At 38.0% G+C, this 24174-nt stretch carries 21 protein-coding genes; 14 read left to right on the top strand and 7 right to left on the bottom strand.

Going from position 1 to position 24174, the window contains the following annotated elements; all coding sequences use genetic code 11:
* Positions 1–227: 227 nt before the first annotated feature.
* Both KI343_RS14845 and KI343_RS14840 read right to left on the bottom strand, forming a co-directional pair.
* Positions 228–1364: an N-acetylmuramoyl-L-alanine amidase family protein gene (locus KI343_RS14845; protein WP_212927202.1), complete on the bottom strand. Its 1137-nt coding sequence runs from the start codon at positions 1362–1364 to the stop codon at positions 228–230.
* Between the two features lie 161 nt (positions 1365–1525).
* Positions 1526–2077 carry a flavodoxin family protein gene (locus KI343_RS14840; RefSeq protein ID WP_212927201.1) on the bottom strand — a complete coding sequence of 184 codons (552 nt, stop codon included), beginning with the start codon at positions 2075–2077 and terminating at the stop codon, positions 1526–1528.
* 550 nt (positions 2078–2627) lie between these two features.
* Between KI343_RS14840 and KI343_RS14835 the strand changes: the two genes are divergently transcribed.
* Positions 2628–3818 carry an MFS transporter gene (locus KI343_RS14835; RefSeq protein ID WP_244856978.1) on the top strand — a complete coding sequence of 397 codons (1191 nt, stop codon included), beginning with the start codon at positions 2628–2630 and terminating at the stop codon, positions 3816–3818.
* A gap of 5 nt (positions 3819–3823) precedes the next feature.
* Complete coding sequence (locus KI343_RS14830) at positions 3824–6982, top strand: DEAD/DEAH box helicase (protein WP_212927199.1); 3159 nt, start codon at positions 3824–3826, stop codon at positions 6980–6982.
* 151 nt (positions 6983–7133) lie between these two features.
* Here the strand turns inward: KI343_RS14830 and KI343_RS14825 are convergent, their stop codons facing one another.
* A complete protein-coding gene (locus tag KI343_RS14825; RefSeq protein ID WP_212927198.1) occupies positions 7134–7922 on the bottom strand; it encodes a serine hydrolase in 789 nt (262 codons plus the stop codon).
* A gap of 309 nt (positions 7923–8231) precedes the next feature.
* Between KI343_RS14825 and KI343_RS14820 the strand changes: the two genes are divergently transcribed.
* The 3 genes from KI343_RS14820 to KI343_RS14810 all read left to right on the top strand — a co-directional run bounded on the left by KI343_RS14820 (position 8232) and on the right by KI343_RS14810 (position 11875).
* Complete coding sequence (locus KI343_RS14820) at positions 8232–9236, top strand: TAXI family TRAP transporter solute-binding subunit (RefSeq protein ID WP_212927197.1); 1005 nt, start codon at positions 8232–8234, stop codon at positions 9234–9236.
* Between the two features lie 109 nt (positions 9237–9345).
* Positions 9346–9888 carry a DUF1850 domain-containing protein gene (locus KI343_RS14815; protein ID WP_212927196.1) on the top strand — a complete coding sequence of 181 codons (543 nt, stop codon included), beginning with the start codon at positions 9346–9348 and terminating at the stop codon, positions 9886–9888.
* Positions 9881–11875, top strand: a complete 1995-nt coding sequence (locus KI343_RS14810; protein WP_212927195.1) for a TRAP transporter permease — start codon at positions 9881–9883, stop codon at positions 11873–11875. Before KI343_RS14815 ends, KI343_RS14810 begins: the two co-directional genes overlap by 8 nt.
* Positions 11876–12200: 325 nt before the next feature.
* Here the strand turns inward: KI343_RS14810 and KI343_RS14805 are convergent, their stop codons facing one another.
* A complete protein-coding gene (locus tag KI343_RS14805; RefSeq protein WP_212927194.1) occupies positions 12201–12461 on the bottom strand; it encodes a hypothetical protein in 261 nt (86 codons plus the stop codon).
* Between the two features lie 491 nt (positions 12462–12952).
* On the opposite strand from KI343_RS14805, the gene KI343_RS14800 reads away from it, so the two are divergent.
* The 5 genes from KI343_RS14800 (at position 12953) to KI343_RS14780 (ending at position 17133) form a co-directional block, all read left to right on the top strand.
* On the top strand, positions 12953–14293 hold the full coding sequence (locus tag KI343_RS14800; protein WP_212927193.1) for an MATE family efflux transporter: 1341 nt from the start codon (positions 12953–12955) through the stop codon (positions 14291–14293).
* A gap of 16 nt (positions 14294–14309) precedes the next feature.
* Positions 14310–14726, top strand: a complete 417-nt coding sequence (locus KI343_RS14795) for a hypothetical protein (protein ID WP_212927192.1) — start codon at positions 14310–14312, stop codon at positions 14724–14726.
* Entirely contained in the window at positions 14723–15379 is a 657-nt protein-coding gene (locus KI343_RS14790; protein WP_212927191.1) for a lysozyme family protein, read from the top strand. Before KI343_RS14795 ends, KI343_RS14790 begins: the two co-directional genes overlap by 4 nt.
* A gap of 195 nt (positions 15380–15574) precedes the next feature.
* Positions 15575–15952, top strand: a complete 378-nt coding sequence (locus KI343_RS14785) for a RidA family protein (protein ID WP_212927190.1) — start codon at positions 15575–15577, stop codon at positions 15950–15952.
* Between the two features lie 11 nt (positions 15953–15963).
* Positions 15964–17133, top strand: a complete 1170-nt coding sequence (locus KI343_RS14780; RefSeq protein WP_212927189.1) for an iron-containing alcohol dehydrogenase — start codon at positions 15964–15966, stop codon at positions 17131–17133.
* 43 nt (positions 17134–17176) lie between these two features.
* Here the strand turns inward: KI343_RS14780 and KI343_RS14775 are convergent, their stop codons facing one another.
* Both KI343_RS14775 and KI343_RS14770 read right to left on the bottom strand, forming a co-directional pair.
* Positions 17177–17422: a YuzB family protein gene (locus KI343_RS14775; RefSeq protein WP_212927188.1), complete on the bottom strand. Its 246-nt coding sequence runs from the start codon at positions 17420–17422 to the stop codon at positions 17177–17179.
* Between the two features lie 76 nt (positions 17423–17498).
* Positions 17499–18701 (bottom strand): MFS transporter, encoded by a 1203-nt coding sequence (locus KI343_RS14770; protein WP_212927204.1) that lies wholly within the window; start codon positions 18699–18701, stop codon positions 17499–17501.
* 595 nt (positions 18702–19296) lie between these two features.
* Here KI343_RS14770 and KI343_RS14765 point away from each other — a divergent pair.
* Both KI343_RS14765 and KI343_RS14760 read left to right on the top strand, forming a co-directional pair.
* Entirely contained in the window at positions 19297–20181 is an 885-nt protein-coding gene (locus tag KI343_RS14765; RefSeq protein ID WP_212927187.1) for a DUF1002 domain-containing protein, read from the top strand.
* A gap of 252 nt (positions 20182–20433) precedes the next feature.
* Complete coding sequence (locus tag KI343_RS14760) at positions 20434–21309, top strand: 3D domain-containing protein (protein WP_212927186.1); 876 nt, start codon at positions 20434–20436, stop codon at positions 21307–21309.
* A gap of 219 nt (positions 21310–21528) precedes the next feature.
* On the opposite strand, the gene KI343_RS14755 is transcribed toward KI343_RS14760, so the two are convergent.
* Positions 21529–21690 carry a hypothetical protein gene (locus KI343_RS14755; protein ID WP_212927185.1) on the bottom strand — a complete coding sequence of 54 codons (162 nt, stop codon included), beginning with the start codon at positions 21688–21690 and terminating at the stop codon, positions 21529–21531.
* A gap of 198 nt (positions 21691–21888) precedes the next feature.
* On the opposite strand from KI343_RS14755, the gene KI343_RS14750 reads away from it, so the two are divergent.
* Together KI343_RS14750 and KI343_RS14745 are read left to right on the top strand one after the other, a co-directional pair.
* A complete protein-coding gene (locus KI343_RS14750) occupies positions 21889–23079 on the top strand; it encodes a glycine C-acetyltransferase (protein ID WP_212927184.1) in 1191 nt (396 codons plus the stop codon).
* A 23-nt stretch (positions 23080–23102) separates the two neighbouring features.
* On the top strand, positions 23103–24053 hold the full coding sequence (locus KI343_RS14745) for an L-threonine 3-dehydrogenase (protein ID WP_212927183.1): 951 nt from the start codon (positions 23103–23105) through the stop codon (positions 24051–24053).
* The last annotated feature ends 121 nt before the right edge of the window (positions 24054–24174 follow it).

Genomic DNA, 24174 nt, shown 5'->3' with positions numbered 1-24174 from the left:
ACACCGCGCCACGCGAAAATTTTATTTGTTAGGAAGGGGTACCCCTTCCTAACAAATAAAATTCAATCAATACCTAATGTGAGTTGAAAACATATAATCAATTTTACACATAAATAAGGACTTGACTCCAACCAATTCCCAACCCGCCCCCAAATAAGCCAACCAACCACAAACAGAGGCAAAAAAACGGCTTCGGATTATTTTCCAAAGCCGTTTTTGCCTATAGATTAATTACTTAAATGGTTGATAAGTCCATTTGTAATTCCGCGGGCTACGCTAGATTGATAGTCTGCTGTTTGCACAATAGTTAAATCATGTGGATTCGAAATGAAACCCAGTTCAATGAGCACAGATGGAGCATTTGTTTTCCTGAGTACCTTAAATCCTGCCTGGTCTGTACCTCTGGAAGGTAAGGAAACGGTAGAATTTAATGTGGTATCAAGGGATTTAGCCAATGATATATCTGAATTCGAGTTATAATAAGTCGTGACACCGCTCACGGGCATCGCAGTGAACGTATCATAATGCAAACTAATAAAAGCATCTGTATTATAGCTATTACTGATTCTTGCTCTTTCATCCAATGAAACAAAATAATCGCCACTTCTTGTAGTGATTACATTTGCTCCGGCTTCTTCTAGTTGTTGAACGACATAATTAGCTGTAGAGGTTACAATGTCTTTTTCTTGGACGTTATTTAATCCAATCGCCCCTGGATCTTTGCCGCCGTGGCCGGGGTCAATCACAATTGTATATCCGGAAAGTGATCCAGAACTGTTAGATTTTGTTTGTGCTGCTTCCACGCTTGGAGCAGGATTGGTACTTGTTTCCTCTTCTGTACTTCCATTACCGTTTGTTGTCAACCAAGATGCAATCCATCCTGTTCCTCCTTGTGCTAAGGAAACTTGAATCCAGTCTCCGGATGTAGAGAGAATATCAAAGGAATCTCCCTGATATGCATAAGCAATAATTTTATCGGATGTACTAGGACCAGAACGAACATAAATGCTTTCTGCAGAAACTGTAACTGCCTCAGAGCTGTCTACAGTGGTTTCTGTTGCTGGTGCTGATTCTTGAACCGAATTGTTGATTGCAACAAGATGATGTTTTGCAATCCATACAGGTTCGCCGCCATAATAGGTTTGCACCCAACCATGTTGTTCATTAAAAATATTTACTTGGTCTCCTTTTGAAAATTGACCGACAACAGGAGCATTATTAGAAGGCTCGCTCCGAACATTTAAGACAGGAGAGTTGACCTCATAACTATCTGTGCTATTTGCTAAACTTAACGTTGGTAGGGAAAAAGTAGTAATTAATAATAGTGCTGCTAGTAGAAATAACTTTCTCATTTTCTTTTTCATTAAATCCTCCTCTAGATGATTGCGACTGATTGCATGATTGGGTACTAATAGAATAGCCTAATCATAGAAGAGTTTAAACATGAAAAGATAAAAATAATTCAATAAGTCTAACTTACTATTTTTCTTTAGGACCAAATATTGACCTGGAAAATAAAAACAATCTAAAAATTTTTATCAGCTGTATCATTAATTAAAGAAGAAGCTGATTTTAATGCTTTTAAATCATTTAATATTTCACCTGGTTTACTTGCTTTTCCGATAATATAACCAGCGAAATGCATGCGATAGAAATCACATATATATTGAAACTGCTGAATAAGCGGTAAACCTTTAATAAAAGGATTATCGCCCCCTACGATAATGGCATAAACCTTCTTATTGGCTAACTTCTCCCTGAATCCAGGATAGTCTGGATCTCTTAATATTTGGGACCACCGATCAATAAATAATTTCATTAGCCCAGACATGCTGTACCAATATATAGGTGTAGCAAAAACAATCGTATCATGCTGTAAAAGCTGATCTATCAGTTCTGTATGATGGTCATCAACAGGGGTGAATCCATGTATATCATGTCTCTGGTCTATAATTGGACGGATTGTATAGTCACGTAAATACACATGGGTACCTTGATTCTTAGGCACTGCCTGATAGGTTAGTATCTCCGTGTTACTATTTTTTCGTGTCGACCCATGAAAAACAATGATGCTCATAAACATCCTCCTTCAATAATGGTAGAAATCGTATAGAGGAACTAAGAGAATTTTTCTAGCGGACTGGCATTTTCCTTATGAATTTATAGTCTACCTAAAGTGTATGTTTACCTAGCTAAATTTAGGACTGCAGTTGTTTTCTTTACTTGGATTATCAAAAAAGCATTATGCTAAAGGATATGTATATGTCCATTCGGGTATGCATATTCCGCCGTAAACATAAAAAGGATAGCTGCATATAGAAACGATGTAGCTAATCCATTATTTCCTGGGCAATGATAAGTGTTATCGTCAACTTTACAAGTTAGGAAAGAAAGCAGAAGTATCTAGACTTACTTAACGAGAGATTTATCACCTTCTTGAAATCGTCCCCTTTGTGGAATATAAATTTTAGCGTACCAAGTAATAGAAAAGGAGGATGTATCCATGTACTTCCATAAATAACCTCTTGCCTTCTCTTAAAGAATCAGGGCAATTTCTTTTGCTGTTATTTGCAACAAACTCCTGTATAATGGCTTAGTAACGAGAGAATGAAAGAAGGATGTTTACGATGTTAACACAAGCGCAAACAACTCCCCAAGATGATAAAATTTTTTCACGGGATTTTCTTTACATTTGGATTGCGAACTTTTTTATTTTCCTCGGTTTTCAAATGACAATTCCTACGATACCGCTATTTGTGAAAGACCTCGGTGGCAGTGATCAAATGGTAGGAATTATTGTAGGGATTTTTACTTTTTCCGCTTTGTTAATACGGCCTTATGCTGGTCATGCTTTAGAAAGTAAGGGAAGAGGATTTGTTTACTTAATTGGATTAGTTATCTTTGTTGTTTCTGTGGGTGCCTTTGCATTCACAGCGAGTATTTTATTTTTATTTATTATACGAATTATTCAGGGTGTTGGTTGGGGATTCTCAACAACAGCAGGAGGAACAATAGCAACCGACTTGATTCCGCCGAAAAAGAGGGGAGAGGGGATGGGCTATTTTGGCTTATCAGGAAACATTGCCCTATCCTTTGGCCCGAGCTTAGGGCTGACCTTAGCTGTACTTATTTCTTACCAACAGCTTTTTTTATTATGTGCGTTAGGCGGTGTGTTGGCATTAATTTTTGCGATGCGGATACGCTATAAAAAAGTAGATCCAGCGCATCAAACAAAGGTAGCACGTTTTGATGTTTTAGAAAAAAGCGCATTACAGCCATCGATTTTGCTGTTTTTTATTACCTTTGCTTTCGGTGGAATAGCTACATTTCTGCCATTGCATGCAATGGAAAGAGGCGTAGATGGTATTCAACTTTATTTCTTTATTTTTGCTGTATTTATCATGGTTTCCCGGTTGTTTTCGGGTAGATTGTATGATAGAAAAGGTCATAAAGTAATTTTCTTGCCGGCAGCTGCTCTAGTGTTAATATCTATGCTGCTTTTAGCGTGGTTACCGAATATGGTGGTTTTATTAACGGCGGCAGCTTTATTTGGACTAGGATTTGGGGCTGTCCAACCAGCTCTCCAAGCCTGGGCAGTCAACCGGGCTCCTGCTGATCGAAAAGGAATGGCCAACGCCACATTCTTTTCTTGCTTTGATTTAGGAGTCGGGGTCGGTGCGATTTTGTTCGGGCAAATAGCAGCAGTGCTTAACTATACATCTATCTATTTAACAGCAGCGGTATCTATCGTTGTTTCGATGTTAATTTATGTATTTACAGCTCTTGGAAAATCATCTGATAATGTAAAGGTGGGTTAACAGCTTTGAAACAAATAAAAGATATAAATATAAAAAATGCATTCCCCGATAGTTTTTATCGCCGCGGGCTAAACTATTTTAAAAATAATAAAGTCCATAACCTTATGTATGATTATAATCAATTGTTATGGTCAGCAACTGTACAAGGAACAGAGAATTACACGGTTAAAATTAATACAAAAGATTTGCAGCAAGGTTCTATTGATATGTACTGTGACTGTCCTGCATTTGAGACATTTGGTTATTGTAAACATGCTGTAGCAACCTTGTTAGCCATTCAAAGCTATGAAAAGAATGGCGTACGTCCGCAAATAAATCATTATCGTTTGAATCGTTTTATGGAGGCTATTCGAGGCACGAGAAGTGTAACGGATAACACTTCATATCAACAGCCGGTAATGGTAGAGTATATCCTTAGCTGGTCTTACATGAAGCACTTGCAACTGGAAATGAAAATTGGGGAAAAGCATCGTTATGTTGTCAAGAATATAAAGGAATTTTTGGAAGACTATTTTGGAAAAAGGGATTATTATTTCTCCAAGAAATTTACGTTTCAAGCAGATAAGCATGTTGTAGATAAAGCGGATCAGGTGATTTTTGAGCTATTATACCAAGTAAGTAAAAGTGCAGAGCTTTACGATGAGTATAATTATCCGGGAAAAAAGAGCGGTGATAGATACCTTCTTATTCCGCCAATACTTGCTAAAAACTTATTATATAAATTATTGGAACGGAACTTCCATGTCAAAACAGACCGGGGAGAAGAATATGAAGACGTGCAAATTATAGATGGAGAGCTTCCTTTTCAATTTGAAGTGATGAAAAGTGATCAGCATATTTCACTTTCTCTTCAGCAAGGTAATGCAATGACATTTTTCCAAAACTATGAATTGCTTTTTTTAGATGGTGTATTCTATTTCCCGACAAGAGAACAGATTCCTGTTTTGAATGAGTTGGAAATGTTTCGCTTAGAGAATATTTACTTTGATGTTCCAATTGAACAGACAGATACTTTTCTTTCAGAAGTTATGCCGGCACTTGAGACAGTTGGAGAGATTCAGCTGGATGAACGAATTGAAGATGAAGTCATTAAAGAACCATTAAAGGCAAGATGCTATTTGGAACTGAAGGAAGACATGATTGTTGGCCGTCTTGAATATCATTATGGCTCCCATGTCATTGATCCATTCCAAGGGAGAAAAGATTTGGATGTGATGCTGATCCGTGACGTAGATAAAGAACGTCTTATTATGCAGCATATTGAAGAAGCAAACTTTAGATACAATGGCAAAGAGCTTTATATGACTGTCGACGAAGAAGATTTATATTATTTCTTATATAAAATTTTACCGTCCTTGGATAAAGCTGTGGAGTTATTTTTATCAAGCGAATTTAAGAGGTTATTTTTTGACTATGATCCACAGCCAAGTACGAATGTCCGCATGGAGAGCCAAAATAATCTATTAGAAATTGGTTTTTCCATTGAAGGCGTCGATGATAATGAAATTAATCGTGTTCTCCAAGCAGTGATTGAAAAGAAACGGTATTTCCGTTTGGATTCCGGACAAATGTTGAATTTGGATACGGATGAGTTTTCTTCTATTCAAAACTTCTTTGACGGTTTGGGAATGGATAAAGATGCGGTGCAGGATGGGCAATTACACGTGCCGGTATACCGTGGTGCTCAGTTAGATGAATTGCTTGATACGAAAAAACAATATGACTCTCATTTCAGAGAACTATTAAGCCATTTGAAATCACCGGAAGAACAAGTTTATGAACTTCCTGATACGCTGCAAGCGTCATTGCGAACGTATCAGAAGGTTGGTTATCAATGGTTCAAATCATTAAGCCAGTATCAGCTTGGCGGAATCTTAGCTGATGATATGGGCTTAGGAAAAACATTGCAAAGTATAGCGTACATCACATCTGAGTCGGAGGCAGATCCTGTTGGCCCTCATCTTATTGTGGTTCCGTCCTCGGTGGTGTATAACTGGAAAAATGAGCTCGAGAAATTTGCGCCTCATTTAACCTCTGCTATTTTGACTGGGCAGCCAGCGGAAAGACATGCGTATATGGAGAAATCAATGGATAAAGATGTGTGGATTACTTCTTATGCTACCCTTCGTCAGGATATTGAATATTATCAGGATATAACATTCCAAACATTATTATTAGATGAAGCGCAGTATATTAAGAACTATCAAACAAAAACATCGAAAGCCATTCGTACGATTCGGGCAACGAGAAGATTTGCATTGAGCGGGACTCCAATTGAAAATTCCATTGATGAATTATGGTCCATTTTCCAAGTTGTCTTACCCGGCTTAATGCCAGATCAGAAGACGTTTAAACAGCTTGATTCGAAAAAAGTGTCCTCGATTACAAAGCCTTTTATTTTACGACGCTTGAAACGCGATGTATTAAAAGAGCTGCCGGATAAAATTGAATCTGTTCATATTTCTGAGTTAACAAGTGAACAGAAAGACCTATATGTTGGCTATCTGAGAAAATTACAGCAAGAAGCAGCTGTATCTATGCAAGAGGATGCTTTCCAGCAGAATCGAATGAAAATCTTGGCAGGATTAACAAGGCTGCGTCAGATTTGCTGTCATCCTTCTACATTTGTCGAAAATTATGAGGGGCAATCCGGTAAATTAGAACAGCTGATGGAAACCGTGGAATCTGCAATAAATAACGGCAAGAGACTGCTTATTTTTTCTCAATTCACAAGCATGTTAGAGATTATTCGGGACCGGTTGGAAGCAGCGAATTACGGGTACTTTTACCTGCATGGAGAAACACCATCAAAAAATCGTGTGGAAATGAGTGAACGATTTAACAATGGAGAAAATGATATCTTCCTTATTTCTCTAAAAGCGGGAGGTACCGGTTTGAATTTAACTGGTGCGGATACGGTTATTCTATATGATTTATGGTGGAATCCAGCTGTTGAAGATCAAGCAACCGGCAGAGCCCACCGATTTGGCCAGAAAAATGTTGTGCAGGTTATTCGTCTTGTCACAGAAGGAACGATTGAAGAAAAAATATATGAACTGCAGCAGAAGAAGAGAGAATTAATTGATCAAGTCATCCAGCCAGGAGAGACAATGCTTTCTTCATTAAGTGAAGCGGATATTAAGGAGCTTTTAAACTTGTCTTAATAGCGGAAGTTCTAGATAAATATAGCACGGGAAGTTCTCTGCCTTTTGAATAAGGTGCAGGGTTTCAGGTTCCAAACAAAAAGACGGTCTGAGCCGTCTTTTTGTTTGATCAACACTTATTGATTTGCGGTGATTAAATTTCTTGGTCGCTTCATTGTTTTAAATAACGATAGATCTGAGCTCCTATTGCTTGATGAAATTGTTGGCCGGCGCCATTATTTGCCCAACCTTCCGTAAGCATGACCGCTTTTAGGAGCTGACTCTCTGTTTTAAATATAGCAGCATCATGCTCCGCGCCAGTTAATTCTCCTGTTTTATGAAATGTCCTCACATCTGAATCATGGGAGGAAAAGGCCGTCAGTTTACTGTTAAACTGTTGATTTTCTAGGATGGTTAAGATGTGCTGTTGTCGGTCTTCAGGCAGAAAATCATTTGGTTCAGTAAATAAATCGAGCAAAAGCATGACATCACTGCAAGTTGTTATGTTTTCCAAACTTAGCTTCTGTGCCTTTGCATCCATTAGTTTTCGCTCTAATTTGGTATTTGTACAATGAATCTTTTGGATAAATGCTTGAATTTTATCCAAACCGAGGAAATCAATAAGTTCATTGGTTGCTGTATTATCTGAAACGATAATCATTAATTCAATCAGCTGCTGATACGTATAAGTATGATTGTTTGATAGATAGGAGATAACTCCTGCACCGCCGACCATATGAGAGCGAGGTATATTGACCTGCTTGGACAAATCAATACCCCCTTGTTCCTCTTCGTAATAGGCAGCTGCGAGGATAAACAGTTTGATGATACTTGCGGAACGAAGCGGTTTATTCGCGTTAAAAGCAATATACTTATCGTCAGATTTTATAAGATAACAAATCGTTATTGGCGGCAATGGCTTCATGGAATAAATAGCATGTTTCAATTGGTTTAAAGACAACAGTTGATCACCCCACTCGAAGTTAGTTATGATAATTGTATGGAATATTCAAAAATAGTCAAGGGCGATTCTTTAAAGTATTGTCATAAAGAGAGAAAATAGCGTATTTTTCTTATGTGGCCATCATATCTTTTTAGACGTACGAATAAAATTCGATTTTTTTCATTAAGTGGTTACTAAAAGAGGTTTAAAAATTCCCTAAATTAAAAATGTAACCGATTGCCATATTGAGAATAATTTGACGTTTGTGTTACTAATATTGTAAACTAGGATTAGAAATATACTTTTAGGCAAAAAGGGGGAATTTTTGTGAAAAAGAAATGGTTAAGCCCATTAGCACTTATCTTTGCATTATTGTTGTTATTAGCAGCTTGTGGAGGGAACGATAGCAGCAGTGGCGGAGAGGATAAAGATAATGGAGGCGGAGATGCTGGGGACAGTGGATCTGATCCGGAGATGATCCAAATTGCTACCGGTGGAACAAGTGGAACGTACTATCCGCTTGGAGGAGAGATGGCATCGATTATATCAGATAATACCGATGTGTCCGCGGATGCAATTTCTTCCAACGCTTCCGCAGAGAACGTGATGTCGATTGAAAATGGGGACGTAGACATTGCTTTTGTACAAACTGATGTTGTAGCGCACGCTGTAGAAGGAATTAATGCCTTTGATGAGCCTGTAGAACATGTTCTGGCATTAGGTTCTTTATATCCTGAGACAATCCAAATTGTAACTACAAAAGATTCTGGCATTGAGTCTGTAGAGGATTTGGAAGGGAAAACAGTTTCTGTCGGCGCTCCTGGTTCAGGAACGTATATCAACGCGGAACAGATTTTAGAAGTGCATGGCATGACGATGGATGATATCGATGCACAGAATCTGGATTTTGGTGAATCTACTGGCGGTATCCAAGATGGTAACATCGATGCGGCATTTATTACTGCTGGAACACCAACGGGTGCGGTAGAAGGTCTATCTGCTACTGTAGATGTAGCTATTGTCCCAATCGAGCAAGCTAAAATAGACGAGCTGGTTGAAGCATATCCTTATTATGCTCCGGACACGATTAAAGAAGGTACTTATGGATTGTCAGAAGACGTAAATACTGTTGCAGTTCTAGCTATGTTAGCGGTTACAGATGAATTATCTGAGGACCTTGTCTATGATATTACGAAATCAATCTATGAAAATGCAGAAGGAATGGCACATGATAAAGCATCCTTTATTAAATTAGAGTCTGCGTTAGATGGTATTGGGATCGAAGTACATCCAGGTGCACAGAAGTATTTTGATGAAGAGGGTATTGAATAGTTAATTAAATTTTATAAGCCGGCTCCACCCAAAAAAGTAGGGATAGGCTGCCGGCTTTTTTCTAACGAAATGTAAAATTGCTTGAATGATGTAAATAGGTGATGGAAGAATGCAGACCAAGGGGATAAAGTTTCTTATTGTACTAGTCCTGGTTGGAGGGGTGATCGGTATTAGCGTGAATTATCCGATTCAGACAGCATTGGTTTTCAATGATGGTGAATCTGGAAAATTGACGGCTTTTTTACCTCTAAATGAAAATGATTATTTTTCAATTACTTTCACTCATTCTATTCACTTAACAGACGTGGTAGAGAAGTATAGGGTGACGGAAGATTTAAAGATTGAGCAATACGAGATTGTTTATGAAGAATTTGGCATAGGCATGCCAAGTAATGCGGGTGAGGGTGAAGAATTTATCTATGACGATGGGAAATATCATATTAGGAATATGAAACATCAATTTGAATCATTAAATATTCGTAATGGGGAAGTTGTTTCGAATCATCGTTTAGCCTGGCATGATACTACAACTGTCAAGGAGTGTTGTGAAGTTCCTTTTAACGATTATTTTGTACCTGGAGACTGGTATAAAGTGAGCGTAGAAAACATAACATTACTTGATTATTGGAAAGGAGAGAGAATCAGTGAGTGAAAAAAATAGTGATCAACTCTCAGAAAAAGAACAGCAGGAACTATTAGAAAAATATGATGCAGAATCAAAAACACGAAACTTAACGGGGAAGCTGGCTCATGTTATCTTTTTAGTTTTGATTGCATTTTCTGTTTTTCAATTATATACCGGGATATTCGGTCAATTAACTGCTTATATTCAACGGACAATCCATTTAGGGTTTGCACTTTCACTTATTTTTTTATTATTCCCGGCTGCCCGCGGTATGAAGAAGAATAAAATCCCTTGGTATGATTATATTTTAATGCTGTTATCTATTCTTGTTTGTGGATATTGGCCTGTATTTTATGACACACTAGTACAGCAGTTTGGCGGGATTTCTTTAGCGCAAATGGTGGTGGGAGGACTGGCAATCTTGCTTGTGTTAGAAGCAGCCAGGCGCGCAGTAGGTCTTCCGATTACAATTATTGCAGTGATATTTCTTGGCTATGCGCTGCTTGGACCGCATATACCGGGAATGTTTGCACACCGTGGTTTGTCACTGGAACAGCTTATCCAATCGATGTTTTTTACGACAGAGGGAATTCTAGGTACACCGTTGCAGGTATCATCTACATATATCTTCTTATTCCTCTTATTTGGAGCTTTTTTAGTACAAACAGGTGTAGGAAATTATTTTAATGATTTAGCGATATCTATCGCTGGAAAAAGAGTAGGTGGTCCTGCGAAAGTAGCGATATTTTCAAGCGCTTTAAATGGTACCATTTCTGGAAGTTCCGTTGCAAATACAGTGACAACTGGGTCGTATACGATTCCAATGATGAAAAAGCTCGGTTACCGAAAGAACTTTGCCGGTGCAGTAGAAGCGGCTTCCTCTACAGGGGGGCAAATCATGCCGCCAATTATGGGAGCTGCGGCCTTTTTAATGATAGAATTTGCAGGAGAAAGCTATTGGAATATCGCTAAAGCAGCAGTTATTCCAGCAGTTTTATACTTTGCAGGCATTTGGATTATGACACATTTTGAAGCGAAGAGAACAGGATTAACGGGATTGCCGGATGAAGATATCCCAAGTAAACGATCTGTGGCGAAAAAAATCCACCTGCTGCTCCCAATAGTAGCAATTGTTTATTTTCTGTTTATCGGAATGAGTGTAGAAAGAGCTGCTATTTATGGTATTCTAGCTACTATTATTGTGAGCCTTTTCCGAAAGGATACGAGAATCACACCGGCCAAATTTTTGGTTGCATTAGAACAAGGAGCTCGAACCGCACTAGGTGTAGCGGCGGCCACGGCTTGTGCGGGGATTATTGTCGGCGTAGTTACAAAAACAGGTCTGGGGCTAAAGCTTGGAAACAGTTTAGTATCTATTGCTAGTACAATCGCCACAACACCGGAAATTCAATTAATGCTAACCTTAGTATTTACCATGATTACATCAATCATTCTTGGGATGGGGTCACCTACTACGGCAAACTATATTATTACCTCAACCATCGCATTGCCAGCTATTTTGGCATTAAATAATCAGTTAGAAGTTGCAATTCCCGTGTTGGCTGCACATATGTTTGTATTCTACTTTGGAATTGTTGCAGATATTACTCCACCAGTTGCCCTAGCTGCCTTTGCAGCGAGTGGGATTTCAGGAGGAGAACCAATACGTACAGGAGCAAATGCAGCAAGATTAGCGATTGCAGCATTTATTATTCCGTACATGTTCGTATTGAACCCGACACTTTTAATGATTGATTCCACAATCTTTGAGATTATATTTGCATTATTTACAGCGGTTCTGGGAATGATTGCAATTGGAGCTGGAATGATTGGGTACTGGTATCGCAACATCAAATGGTTTGAACGCATTTTGGCTATCGTTACAGGGCTATTGCTTATTTATCCAGAAGGATATTCGGACATCATTGGCTTTGTGTTATTCGCTGTACAGTTAGTTATCCAGTTTATGTCCAGGGATAAAACAACACGAAAAAGGAAAGCACAGGCCAGTTAAAGAGGGCGTGGATAAGCGAAAATCAGGAGTGCAACCAATGTGAAAAAATAGATATTATTTATCAAGTTTGAAAGCCTTAGAGTTTTCCTTTTTCCAAGAAGAGCACAGATATGGTGTTTACCCCAATTAGATGATAAAATATCTTGAAAATTTCAAGCAAGAAGCGTCTCTAAGCACTATAAGAAAATTTGAAAGAATGGATTAGTATGGATGGTCGTAAATCCAAAACAGTAACCGCAAAAAAGAAAATTGGAATAGAATAAAGAATATTATTAAAGAAAAAATGGGACTATGTAATTCATTATCACATAATCCCATTTTTTTCTTATTTTTCATCATAATCCTTATTTTTTTTATTAGCCCATCTATTAAGCCAAACAAACGGAATAATAATAACGAAAGGAAGTCCAATAATTAAAAATGAAAAAGGTATAACATATGCACTTCCGCTAAATATACCAAAAAAATCATCTATATCTGTTTCCCAACCTAAAAGAGCTGCATCTGATATAATTCTTGCAAAAAATATCATAGCAAAACCAGATATAGTCAAAGAAAGTCCAAAATTAAAAGCTCTGTATAACATAAATCACCTCTAAATAAAAATTAGAAAATATCCCTTTTCAAAAAACAATTATTTATTCTACCAAAAAATAGTATGTAAGAACAGATAAATTATATCATACAAAAAGAATTTACAGATGTATTTTTTATATAATTTTGTGATTAGATTGAATCAATTGATTTCTATAATGATTTAATCTTTTTTGTGCAATTTCTCATCTGTTACCCAAAATTTATTTTAAATTAATTGAACATCTTTACTGGTCGTAGTTATATTATACTTATGTAACTTAAAAGTTGGTACACAACAGTGCATTGTAAAATTTTTGGCTTTCCATTCTTGATAAAATATGTATACGACAAAGAACCCTATAAAGGGTAGGATGGATAGGTCGTGTTTTATCCGTGTCTATTTTATAGGGTCCAGTTTATAATGAGAGTTTCTTTCTTTTTTTGCAGATTTCCCCTTATAATAAGAGGATGAGGATAAGTGAAAACCAGGAGTGCAACCAAATGGCGAAAAAATTTGATTTTACAAAAGGCAGTATTGCTAAAAGTCTATTTTATTTCTCAGGACCGATACTTTTAGCGAACTTATTTCAAACATCGTATCAATTTGTAGACAGCTTGTGGGTAGGAAACTTGCTTGGTGCAAATGCGTTAGGTTCTGTAGCAATTTCGGGCAGTATTTTATTTGTTGTGCTCTCTATTATCATTGGCCTAAATAATGCTGCATTAACAATTTTGTCTCAGCAACAAGGGAAGCAGAATGAAGAGGGATTAAAGCGTTACTTAAATGCTTTTGTCGTGCTTATGATATGTATTGCGGTGATATTAGGCTTGTTAGGATATATTTTTGCAGAGCTGCTGCTTCGATTATTGGGAACACCAGAAGCAATGCTAGCAGGTGCAGTTACTTATTTACGAATTAATTTCATTGGGATCCTCTTATTATTTGGTTATAACTTTATAAGTACGGTGCTGCGCTCAATTGGAGACAGTAAGACGCCACTTTATTTTGTGATAGCAGCAGTGCTGTTAAATGCAGTTTTAGATCCTTTGTTTATAGAAGTATTTGAATGGGGGATTACCGGAGCAGGCTACGCGACGGTTGCTTCTCAAGGAGTTTCCTTTTTCATTGGATTCTTTTATATTTTAAAGAGAGATTTAGCTCCTTTTACTGTACCACATTTGCCTAAATTAAAAGAGATAAAATTAATTCTTCATATTGGTATACCATCCAGTCTGCAAATGGCTGTTATTTCTGCTGGAGCAGCGGCAATTATTGGTGTTGTGGCTACACAGGGGGGAGCGGTTGTCTCGGGATATAGTGCGGCACAGCGTTTAGATAGTTTATTGATGTTGCCAGCACATGCTTTGAGTATTGCAGTCTCCAGCATGGCAGGTCAAAACATTGGCGCGCAAAATTGGGAAAGAGTAAGAAAAATAGCGAAGTATGGCGTTATGTATAATTTCCTTACAATGTTTTTCATTGGCATTATTGTCGCAATTTTTGCCGAGTACGGTGTAAAATTATTTATTCAAGAGGAAGCAGCAGTACGGTTCGGAACAATTTATCTGCAAATTGTTGCATTGTGCTATCCGTTCTTAGGTATTAATTTTATCCTAAACGGTGTCGTTCGTGCAGCAGGGGCAATGTACCCGATTCTTATTTTAAATATCATTTCTTTCTGGGTGCTGCGTTATCCGCTAGCAGCCCTTTGCTCTTATTTATTTGGAGAAGTCGGTATTGCAATAGGAGTAGGAGCAAGTTTTATTTTAAGTAGTATCGTTGCGATGATGTATTACCGTTTTGGAAAATGGAGAGAGACGAAGTTATTTGCAGATGCTTAAACGGGGAGAGTCATCCATGATTTGGCTAGTAGGTTTGTTGTCAGGATTTATACTCAATGGATTTTTATATATTTTCGAATTATGGCTACATATCCCTGTTCATACATTGCTAATGAATGTCGATTATTTTCCGGTGCTTGGAAAAATGCATTTGCCAAATTGGGTCGAGCTTTCACTGCATTTGATTGTTTCCATTTGTGTCGTATGGATTCTGTATTTCATCCTAAAAAAGAGAAAACGAGAACAGAACCTTTTGCCATATTTACTTTTCAATGGAGTTATCGCTCTGGTAATTTTTCCAACGACGATATTATCCGATCGAACACCAGAAGTGGATAATATAGCCGCATGGATAATCTGGCTGCTGGGACATCTCGTATATGGATTTTTTGTATGGTGGATGCTCAAAGGACTAAAGGAGAGAAAAAAATGAAACGAAGGAAACGGCACCCTTGGCTGGATTTAGGAAAGTATCTTTTGATGATTGGCATGGTTTTTGTTTCGGTTTTCGTGGTACTTTCCCTCATCGTCCAGCAAATTGCTGATTATTCTAACCAAGAGCTTGAAGACAGAAATCATACACCAGATTTAAACGAGAAGATTTGGGAATATAAACCATTAGTTGAGAAGTATGCGAAGGAACACGGGATAGAAGATCAAACCAATACGATTTTGGCTATGATGATGCAGGAATCTGGAGGGCGTGGAACGGATCCGATGCAATCATCTGAAAGCCTGTGCGGGGAACCGGGCTGTATTGATGATCCCGAGCGTTCTATTGAACAGGGAGTATCCTTTTTTGCTTGGATATACCAACAAGCAGATGGTGATACATCTTTAGCAGTACAGGCCTATAATTTTGGACCTGGTTTTATTAAATATGTTCAGGAAATGGAAGAAACATATTCGGAGGATGTGGCTATCGCATATTCACAGCATATGTATGAGGACGCGGGGAAAGAGAATTCGATATACGCTTGCCGGCGCGAAGAAGCAGAAGAGCTAGATGCATGTTATGGCGACATTTATTATGTTTCTTCTGTCATGTCTTATAAGGAAGCGATAGAAAAAGCGTCAGAAAACTGATATGATGACAGTGTATGAAATTTTCTGCATACAGGGTGTCGTCATATCTTTTTTATGCGTTAATAATGAGCGTGTTAAATATCAAGAAGGACTGCTGATTCGCTAGATGACGCGTAGATGCAAGTTTCTTAAAAGTTAACTGACGATTATGACATCAACATGTATACAAAAATAAATTAGATGGAGGATGATTTTATGAAAGCTATTCAAACAAGCAATGCACCAGCAGCAATTGGGCCATATTCCCAAGCAATCCAAGCAGGAGACTTTCTCTATATATCTGGACAAATTCCTATCGATCCAGCAACAGGTGAAGTTGTAGAAGGAATTGAAGCACAGACGAAGCAGGTATTAGATAATTTACAAGCTATTTTAGAAGAAGCTGATTTAAGCTTTGCTAATGCAGTGAAATTTACTATTTTCTTAAACTCGATGGAGGATTTTGCTACTGTTAATGAGATCTATGGTTCTGCACTACAAGAGCCCTACCCAGCACGTGCCTGTGTAGAAGTAAGTCGTTTGCCAAAGGATGTTCTTGTGGAAATGGATATTGTGGCATATCGTAAAGCGTAAGGAGAGGTAATATGGAAAACTTTATTTACCAAAATCCAACCAAATTAATATTTGGCAAAGGTCAACTAGAAAAATTATCTAGTGAGATTCAGCCATACGGAAACCGCGTTCTTATGGTCTATGGCGGAGGAAGTATTAAACGAAATGGTATTTATGACTGTGTATTAGAAGAACTGAAAAAAATCAATGCGGAGGTTTTTGAACTTTCTGGCGTAGAGCCTAATCCTCGCATTTCCACTGTGCGGGAAGGGGTAGCCATTTGCCGGGAGCAGAAAATTGATTTTATCTTAGCTGTCGGCGGCGGCAGTACGATTGATTGTACGAAAGCAATTGCAGTCGGAGCCGTGACAAAGGCAGACATGTGGGATGTAGTTACCAAAAAGGAAAAACCAGCAGGTGCACTGCCATTTGGAACGATACTCACTTTAGCTGCGACGGGTTCAGAAATGAATGCAGGCTCTGTGATTACAAATTGGGAGACCAACGAAAAACATGGATGGGGTTCCCCATTTACGTATCCCAAATTTTCTATCTTAGATCCAGTGCATACATTTTCTGTTCCTCGTAATCAAACCATTTATGGCTTAGTAGATACAATGTCGCATGTGTTAGAACATTATTTCCATACCGAAGAAAATACACCAATTCAAGATAGATGGTGCGAAGGGATTTTATTAACATTAATCGATATAGGGCCAAAATTACTGGAAGACCCCGAGAATTATGAATATCGCTCGACGGCTATGCTGGGCGGGACACTTGCTCTGAATAATATGTTAAACCTAGGCTATCATGGCGATTGGGCAACGCATAATCTCGAGCATGCAGTATCTGCTGTACACGATATTCCACATGGCGGGGGTCTGGCTATCTTATTCCCCCATTGGATGCGGCATGTGCTAGACGAGAGCAATGCGCATCGATTTAAACAGCTCGCTGTCCGTGTCTTTGGTGTAGATCCACAAGGGAAGTCCGACAAGGTAGTTGCTTTAGAAGGAATTGACCGTTTACGGGAATTTTGGAATGAACTTGGAGCACCTTCGCGATTGGCAGACTATGACATAGATGGTTCATCCATAGAAGAAATGGCAGAGAAAACAGTGGTGGCGAATACGACGTTTGGTAACTACCGTGCTTTAACAAAACAAGACTCCGTAGAAATTTTTAAAGCAAGTTTATAATTCCTGAGGAAATAATATCTAAAAAAATCAAAAGAGCTTGCAGTTATTCGTAAACTGCAAGCTCTTCTTTAATTTGTAAACGTATTTTATCCAGACATTCTTCTGGAGTCTTTCCAAAAACACGTTTATTATTAACCAATGCATACGGACGAACTGCGCATAGTCCGCAAAATGATAAGCATTCGTTCATTAGAACCGCTACCTCAGGAAATTCTTCCTCTAAGATGGATTCAATATCTATAAGAGTGATGGCATTTCCGTCACATATTTCTACTACGACGATACCCATTGCTATCACTTTCTTTCTATAATAATTAGTGTTTCATTGTTATTTTTAGCATAATTATAGAAACTAATCAATGTTTTTACCTGGAGAAGAAAGTATGTGAATGGGATCGATTTGGTTCATGTTCATAACGATACCAGGCAACGAGCATAATAAAACCACAAAGAATAAGAAGTAAGCCTGTTGTTAAAAAGACAGAAGAGAATCCCCAAGCTGCAGCAATGGTACCACCAAGCATCGGACCAACAATATTACCGAAGAAGCGTAAACTTGTATCATAACCAAGTACTTCTCCTTGGGTAGATAGCGGAGCTTCTTTGCGAATGTAGGCTACACGAATAGGTATAATTCCACCAAGGAATAAACCAAGTAAAAATCGCAAAAGCACTAGCTGCCAAATAGCGGTTATAAATATGCCGGGTAAATAGATTAAACCGGAAGCAAATAACATTACAATTAACACTTTTGTATAACCATGATTATCCCCAAGGGCACCCCAGCGCCGAGTCATCAACAGGTTTCCTACCCCGGTTGCAGAAAAAGCAATTCCTGCAAAGAAGGCCAGGTTGGCTGGTCCATGAATTTCAGCAACAAACAGCGATAAGATTGGCTGCACGCTAAAGTGCGCAATCTGCACAAGCGCGGACATCAGTAGAACAATCAACAATATTGGTTTATGAAAAATATAGTGCAGTACTTCTTTGCTTGTGTAGCTTTTCGTATCTTCTTCTTTTGAAAATTTTATTTGCAATTCTTTTACACCGAAGAATACGAGAAATCCCGAAATAAAGATAGTTATTGCCACCCATTTAAAGGTGCTTGAATAACCGAATGCGTCCGCTAATGCGCCACCAAGTAAAGGTCCCATCAGCGAACCGGTAATTGTTCCTGTCTGTAAGGTCCCTAATACTTTACCTGCAACTTCTTTTGGAGTTTGCGTCGCAATAAATGCCTGGGACATCGGGATAAATCCAGTTACAATCCCCATTAAAAATCGTAAAATAAATAATTGCCATACCGTCGTAGCAAATCCCATTAAAAATACGGAAATCCCAATTCCTAATGCTGACATGACCATTAACTTTTTTCTTCCAAAACGGTCGCCGATTCTTCCCCAAATGGGTGCAAAGATAAATGCACTGACGAAAGTAACAGCAAAGGTTAACCCTGACCATGTCTGCACATAGGATTCAGAAAAATTCCCCATGGACTGGATGTATAGAGAAATAAAAGGTACAACCATTGTCATGCTTCCGCTAACAAAGAAATTAGCCAGCCACATAATCACCAAGTTCCGTTTTACTCCTAAATGTTTATCGATAAATTTCAAACCTTCTTTCTAGCTATTTACTACTGCAGATTAACGTACAATTTATTCATGATGTCTAAACGTCTTAGACATATGAAAAAGGCATAAGTGCTATTGACCCATACCTTCCCAAAATAATAATTTGCAGCCGTCCGTTTAACTTCCGTAATTCTGTTACACCACGAGTCCCCGTTACATCCCCATACTTGTTAATAAGGGAATAACAGAAATTTTGCCAAATCCATTTATAATTTATTTCGCTAATCTAAATATACACAAACACGAACGAAATGAAAAGTTTTCTGCTCAATGAAAGAAATTATTTTAACAGCGTAGAAAAAGTGTATTTTATGGAAGCCGCCAGGTAAATGTCAGGAATAAATTGGAGGGAAAGTTGATTGGTATGGCAACTTTTTTCATCCTTCTTTTAAAACAAGCGACATAAATTAATCGTTTAAAAACATGTAAACATTTTTTCTTCGAGGTATAATAGATGACGATAGTTGCTTAAGAACAAATATCAAATGTAAGACAAGACAGCTCTTACAGAAAAAAGGAGTAAAACAAAATGAATAAAAAGGTAGTATTCATGTTGAAATACGGTGCGCTAAGTCTAATATTATTTTTTGGTATCTTACTGCCAGTTTCAGCAGCTTCTAACACAACGATTATTTATGGGGAAAAGCTGAATGATAGTCAACGTGCAGAAGTTAAGAAGATGCTAGGTATCTCAGAAGATGATGCTTATGAAGAACACGATGTAACCGGACAAGATTATGCTGATTTTATAAATGGAAATCCAAATTCAAATATGTACTCTTCCGCAAAAATCACGTTGGAATCTAGTGGCAGCGGACTGGACGTAAATATCTTAACACCAGAAAATATAACGGAAGTAACAAGCGAAATGTACATGAATGCGCTCTTAACAGCTGGAGCAGAAAACGTAACAGTGGATGTTGTATCTCCTGTAAAAGTATCTGGGCATTCTGCATTAACAGGAATATATAAAGCTTATGATGTAGAAGGGGTAGAATTAGATAAAGATCGAATGGAATTAGCAAGTGATGAGTTAGAGGTAGCAACAGATTTAGCTGACAATGATAATGTTAGTGATGAAGATGTCAGCACACTTTTAACAGAAATAAAGAAAATGATCGCTGAGCAAAATCCAGTTACACGTGAAGAAGTAGAACAAATAGTTAACGAGCAGCTAAATAAACTAGAAATTCAGCTGAATGATGCTGACCGCCAAATGCTTATTGACTTAGTAAATCGAATGAAGGATTTAGAAATTGATTTTGGGGCGATGAAAGAACAGTTAGAGGGGATTACAAATAACCTTGTCGAAAAGGCAGAGGATTTAGGATTAGACAAAGGATTTTGGGAGAAAGTAGCGAACTTCCTTAGTGATATTTTCCGTTCCATTGCAAACTTTTTTAGCAGCAATTAAATACTCGCAAGCATTTGATGAGGGTTCTCTGTGATAGAGAGCTCTTTTTTTTATTATTACAAGAGGGGCTGTCTGACTCGGGTTTGTCATATAACATGGCTTTTTCCGCCGTACTATAACAAAAGTGTTACAAATGTAATAGTAATCCAGTTATATGTAATCATTGTAATTCACACTTAATTGTCCTGTAACTGTATTCCATGCACACCTGTGATAGGATAGTGATTGTGAAAAAACAAAGGAGGTTATCAGATGAGAAAACTCGTAGCAGCATTATCTGCTGGAATTATTATTACTGGTACAGCTGCAACAACAGTTTCCGCTGAAACAACAGAACACAAGGTCGAATCAGGAGAAAGCTTATGGAAGATTGCCGATCAATATGACACTAGCGTACAAAACTTACTTGACATAAATAATTTAAAAACAACGGTTATTCATCCAAAAGATATAATATATATCAGTAAATCTAGCGAACCCAATGAAAATACATTATATACAGTAGAAAAAGGCGACACGCTTTCTAGTATTGCTCAAAAGTTTGGAGTAACTGTCAGTGACATTAAACAATGGAATGATCTTTCATCTGATATCATTGTAGTTGACGATAAATTAGCAATAGATGGAGCAAATGTGGAAGAGGCGGCTGCAGAACCAGCTCAACAAACAGCTCCACAAGAGGAAGTAGTAGAGCCAGCTGAAGAACCTGTACAAGAAAGTGCTCCAGTTGAAGAGGAAAGTGAACCTGCACAAGAAGAAGTTACGGTAGAACAAACTTCAAATAACGAAGCATCTGCTTCTGAACCAAAAGAACAGTCTTCCAGTGATGCTCCACAAGGGAAAACAATTTCTGTAGAAGCAACTGCTTATACAGCAGGTTGTAATGGATGCTCTGGAGTTACTGCAACAGGGGTAGATCTAAATGCAGATCCAAATGCAAAAGTGATTGCTGTAGATCCAAATGTTATTCCATTAGGAAGCAAAGTTTACGTAGAAGGTTATGGTTATGCAACAGCTGCTGATACTGGCGGTGCAATCAATGGTAACAAAATTGATCTTCATGTACCAAGCCAAGATGAAGCGCTAAGCTTTGGAAGACAACAAGTTAACGTTACAATCGTTGAATAACGCTTCTATATAAAATAAATAAAAAATAGCTTAAGAGTCCTATGAAACTCTTAAGCTATTTTTTATGTGCGGATAAACAGAAATAGAAGCGCATAATATAAAAGAAGGCGCCATACTATCTTTAATAAGAAGCATGACGCTTAAAAAGCTTTCTCTAGCAAATGTATTTTTACATAAATTATATCTTTGGCATAATTCATTGCTTTTATCTATCTATAATTAACGATCGCCTAATTGTTCCATCTCGGTCTGAAATTCTGTCGTTGTTGATGCTGGGGTTTGTTCAATTTCTTCATTACTATCGTTGTGTGCACTTGAATAACCTAATGCACCAACTGCCGCAATAACACAAATGAACAAGGTAAGTAGAACCTTTCGCATGTTTCTTTTCAACCCTCCATTTTGTTTCTTAAAAAATATTAACCTATCTAAGTATAGGATAATGTATGTATCTTGGCTAGTAGGAAAACATTAATTTTCATACATATTCGCTAATTCTGTGAATAGCTGGGTCGGATTACTTCTATGTTATACTTGTAAGGGATTACGATAATTACTGTTTAAGGAAGGATGATAAGTATGACAAGCCAGAATTTAGATCAATTTTTAGAATCCAATATTGCTGATTTAAAGGTAAACGGTCTATATAACGAAATTGATACAGTGGAAGGCGCAAATGGTCCGGAAATTACAATTGAAGGGAAAAAGTTAATCAATCTTTCTTCCAATAACTATCTAGGACTAGCTACCCATCCACAGTTAAAGGCAGCGGCGAAACAAGCAATTGATTCCCACGGTGTCGGAGCTGGAGCGGTACGTACAATTAACGGAACCCTTGATATACATATGGAATTGGAAAAGCGAATTGCTGCATTTAAAGGGACAGAGGCAGCCATTGCCTATCAATCCGGATTCAATTGTAATATGGCAGCTATTTCAGCCGTCATGGATAAAAATGATGCTATTTTATCAGACGCTTTAAATCATGCCTCTATTATTGATGGCTGTCGCTTATCAAAAGCAAAAATTATTCCATTCGCGCATTCAGATATGGATGATTTACGGGCAAAAGCAAAAGAAGCCGTAGAATCAGGCAAATACAATAAAATTATGGTCATTACCGATGGCGTATTCTCAATGGACGGTGACATTGCGAAATTACCTGAAATAATCGATATTGCTGAGGAATTTGATTTAATAACATATGTAGATGATGCACATGGCTCTGGCGTAACTGGCGCTGGTGCAGGTACAGTAAAACATTTTGGATTACAGGATAAAGTCGATTTCCAAATGGGTACGCTCTCGAAGGCGATTGGTGTCATCGGCGGTTATGTTGCAGGGAAACAATCACTCATTGATTGGCTGAAAGTTCGTTCTCGCCCATTCTTGTTTTCAACAGCAGTATCTCCAGCAGACGCAGTAGCAAGTACAAAAGCGATTGAAATGTTGATGGAGAGCACTGAGCTTAACGAGAAGCTTTGGGAGAATGGAAAGTACCTGAAAAAGGGATTAAAAGATTTAGGATTTGATATCGGAGAGAGTGAGACCCCAATTACGCCTTGTATTATCGGAGATGAGAAGCAGGCGCAAACCTTTAGTAAGAGACTATATGAAGAAGGGGTATATGCCAAAGCGATTGTATTTCCAACTGTGCCAAGAGGGACTGGGCGTGTACGTAATATGCCTACAGCAGCACATACAAAAGAAATGTTAGATCGTGCAATCGGTATCTATGAAAAAATCGGTAAAGAAATGAAACTTATTTAAAAAAGTAAGAGGAGTTATCCGAGATGAAAAAAATATTAGTGACTGGTGCATTAGGACAAATCGGTTCAGAGTTAACGGATAAGCTTCGTGGTACCTACGGGGAAGATAATGTGATTGCTTCTGATATCCGAAGTCCTGAAAATCCATCGGGAATATTTGAAGAGATTGATGTGACAAAAGAAAAAGAAATCTACGAGGCTGCTAAAAAATATAATGTAGATACGATTATTCATTTAGCGGCTCTATTATCCGCGAAGGCAGAAGCTTTTCCGAAAGTAGCCTGGGAGATTAATATGGGTGGATTGGTTAACGCATTAGAAGCAGCTAAGGAATTAAATTTAAAATTCTTTACACCTAGCTCTATTGGTGCCTTTGGGCCAAGTACACCAAGAGATAATACCCCGCAGGATACTTTACAGCGCCCAACAACGATGTATGGTGTTAATAAAGTTGCGGGAGAGCTTCTCTGTGATTACTATTATTCTAGATTCGGAGTAGATACTAGAGGAGTACGGTTTCCCGGTTTAATTTCATATGTTACGCCTCCTGGTGGCGGAACAACAGACTATGCAGTAGAAATTTATTATGAGGCCATTCGAAAAGGGGCGTATACTTCCTATATTGCGCAAGGTACGTATATGGATATGATGTATATGCCGGATGCATTAAATGCGATTATTAAACTGATGGAGGCAGACCCTCATCAATTAAAACATCGTAACGCGTTCAATATTACGGCAATGTCTGCTGCGCCGGAGCAATTTGTGGAAGCGATTCGCAAGCAGGTTCCTGATTTTAAAATCGATTATCAAGTGGATCCAGTCAGACAAGCAATTGCGGAAAGCTGGCCGAATTCAATTAATGCAGATGCCGCGAAAGAAGAATGGGGTTTTGAAGCGGAATATGATATTGATCGTATGACGGTTGATATGCTGAAAAAAATCCGTGAGAAAATCAAGAGAACAAGTTCATAAAGAATCAGGTGAACCATAAGAAATCAATCTTAACCGATGGATTTCTTATGGTTTTTTGATGGAAATTAATTTGTCAACCCTAGATATTGGTAAAGAGCCGAAAAAGGATCCGATAAATTAA

The sequence above is a fragment of the Oceanobacillus sp. J11TS1 genome (assembly GCF_018333215.1).
In the GTDB taxonomy this organism is placed as follows: domain Bacteria; phylum Bacillota; class Bacilli; order Bacillales; family Amphibacillaceae; genus Oceanobacillus.
The sequence above is the reverse complement of the archived record's forward strand: the minus strand, read 5'-3'. Positions and strand labels throughout refer to the sequence as shown.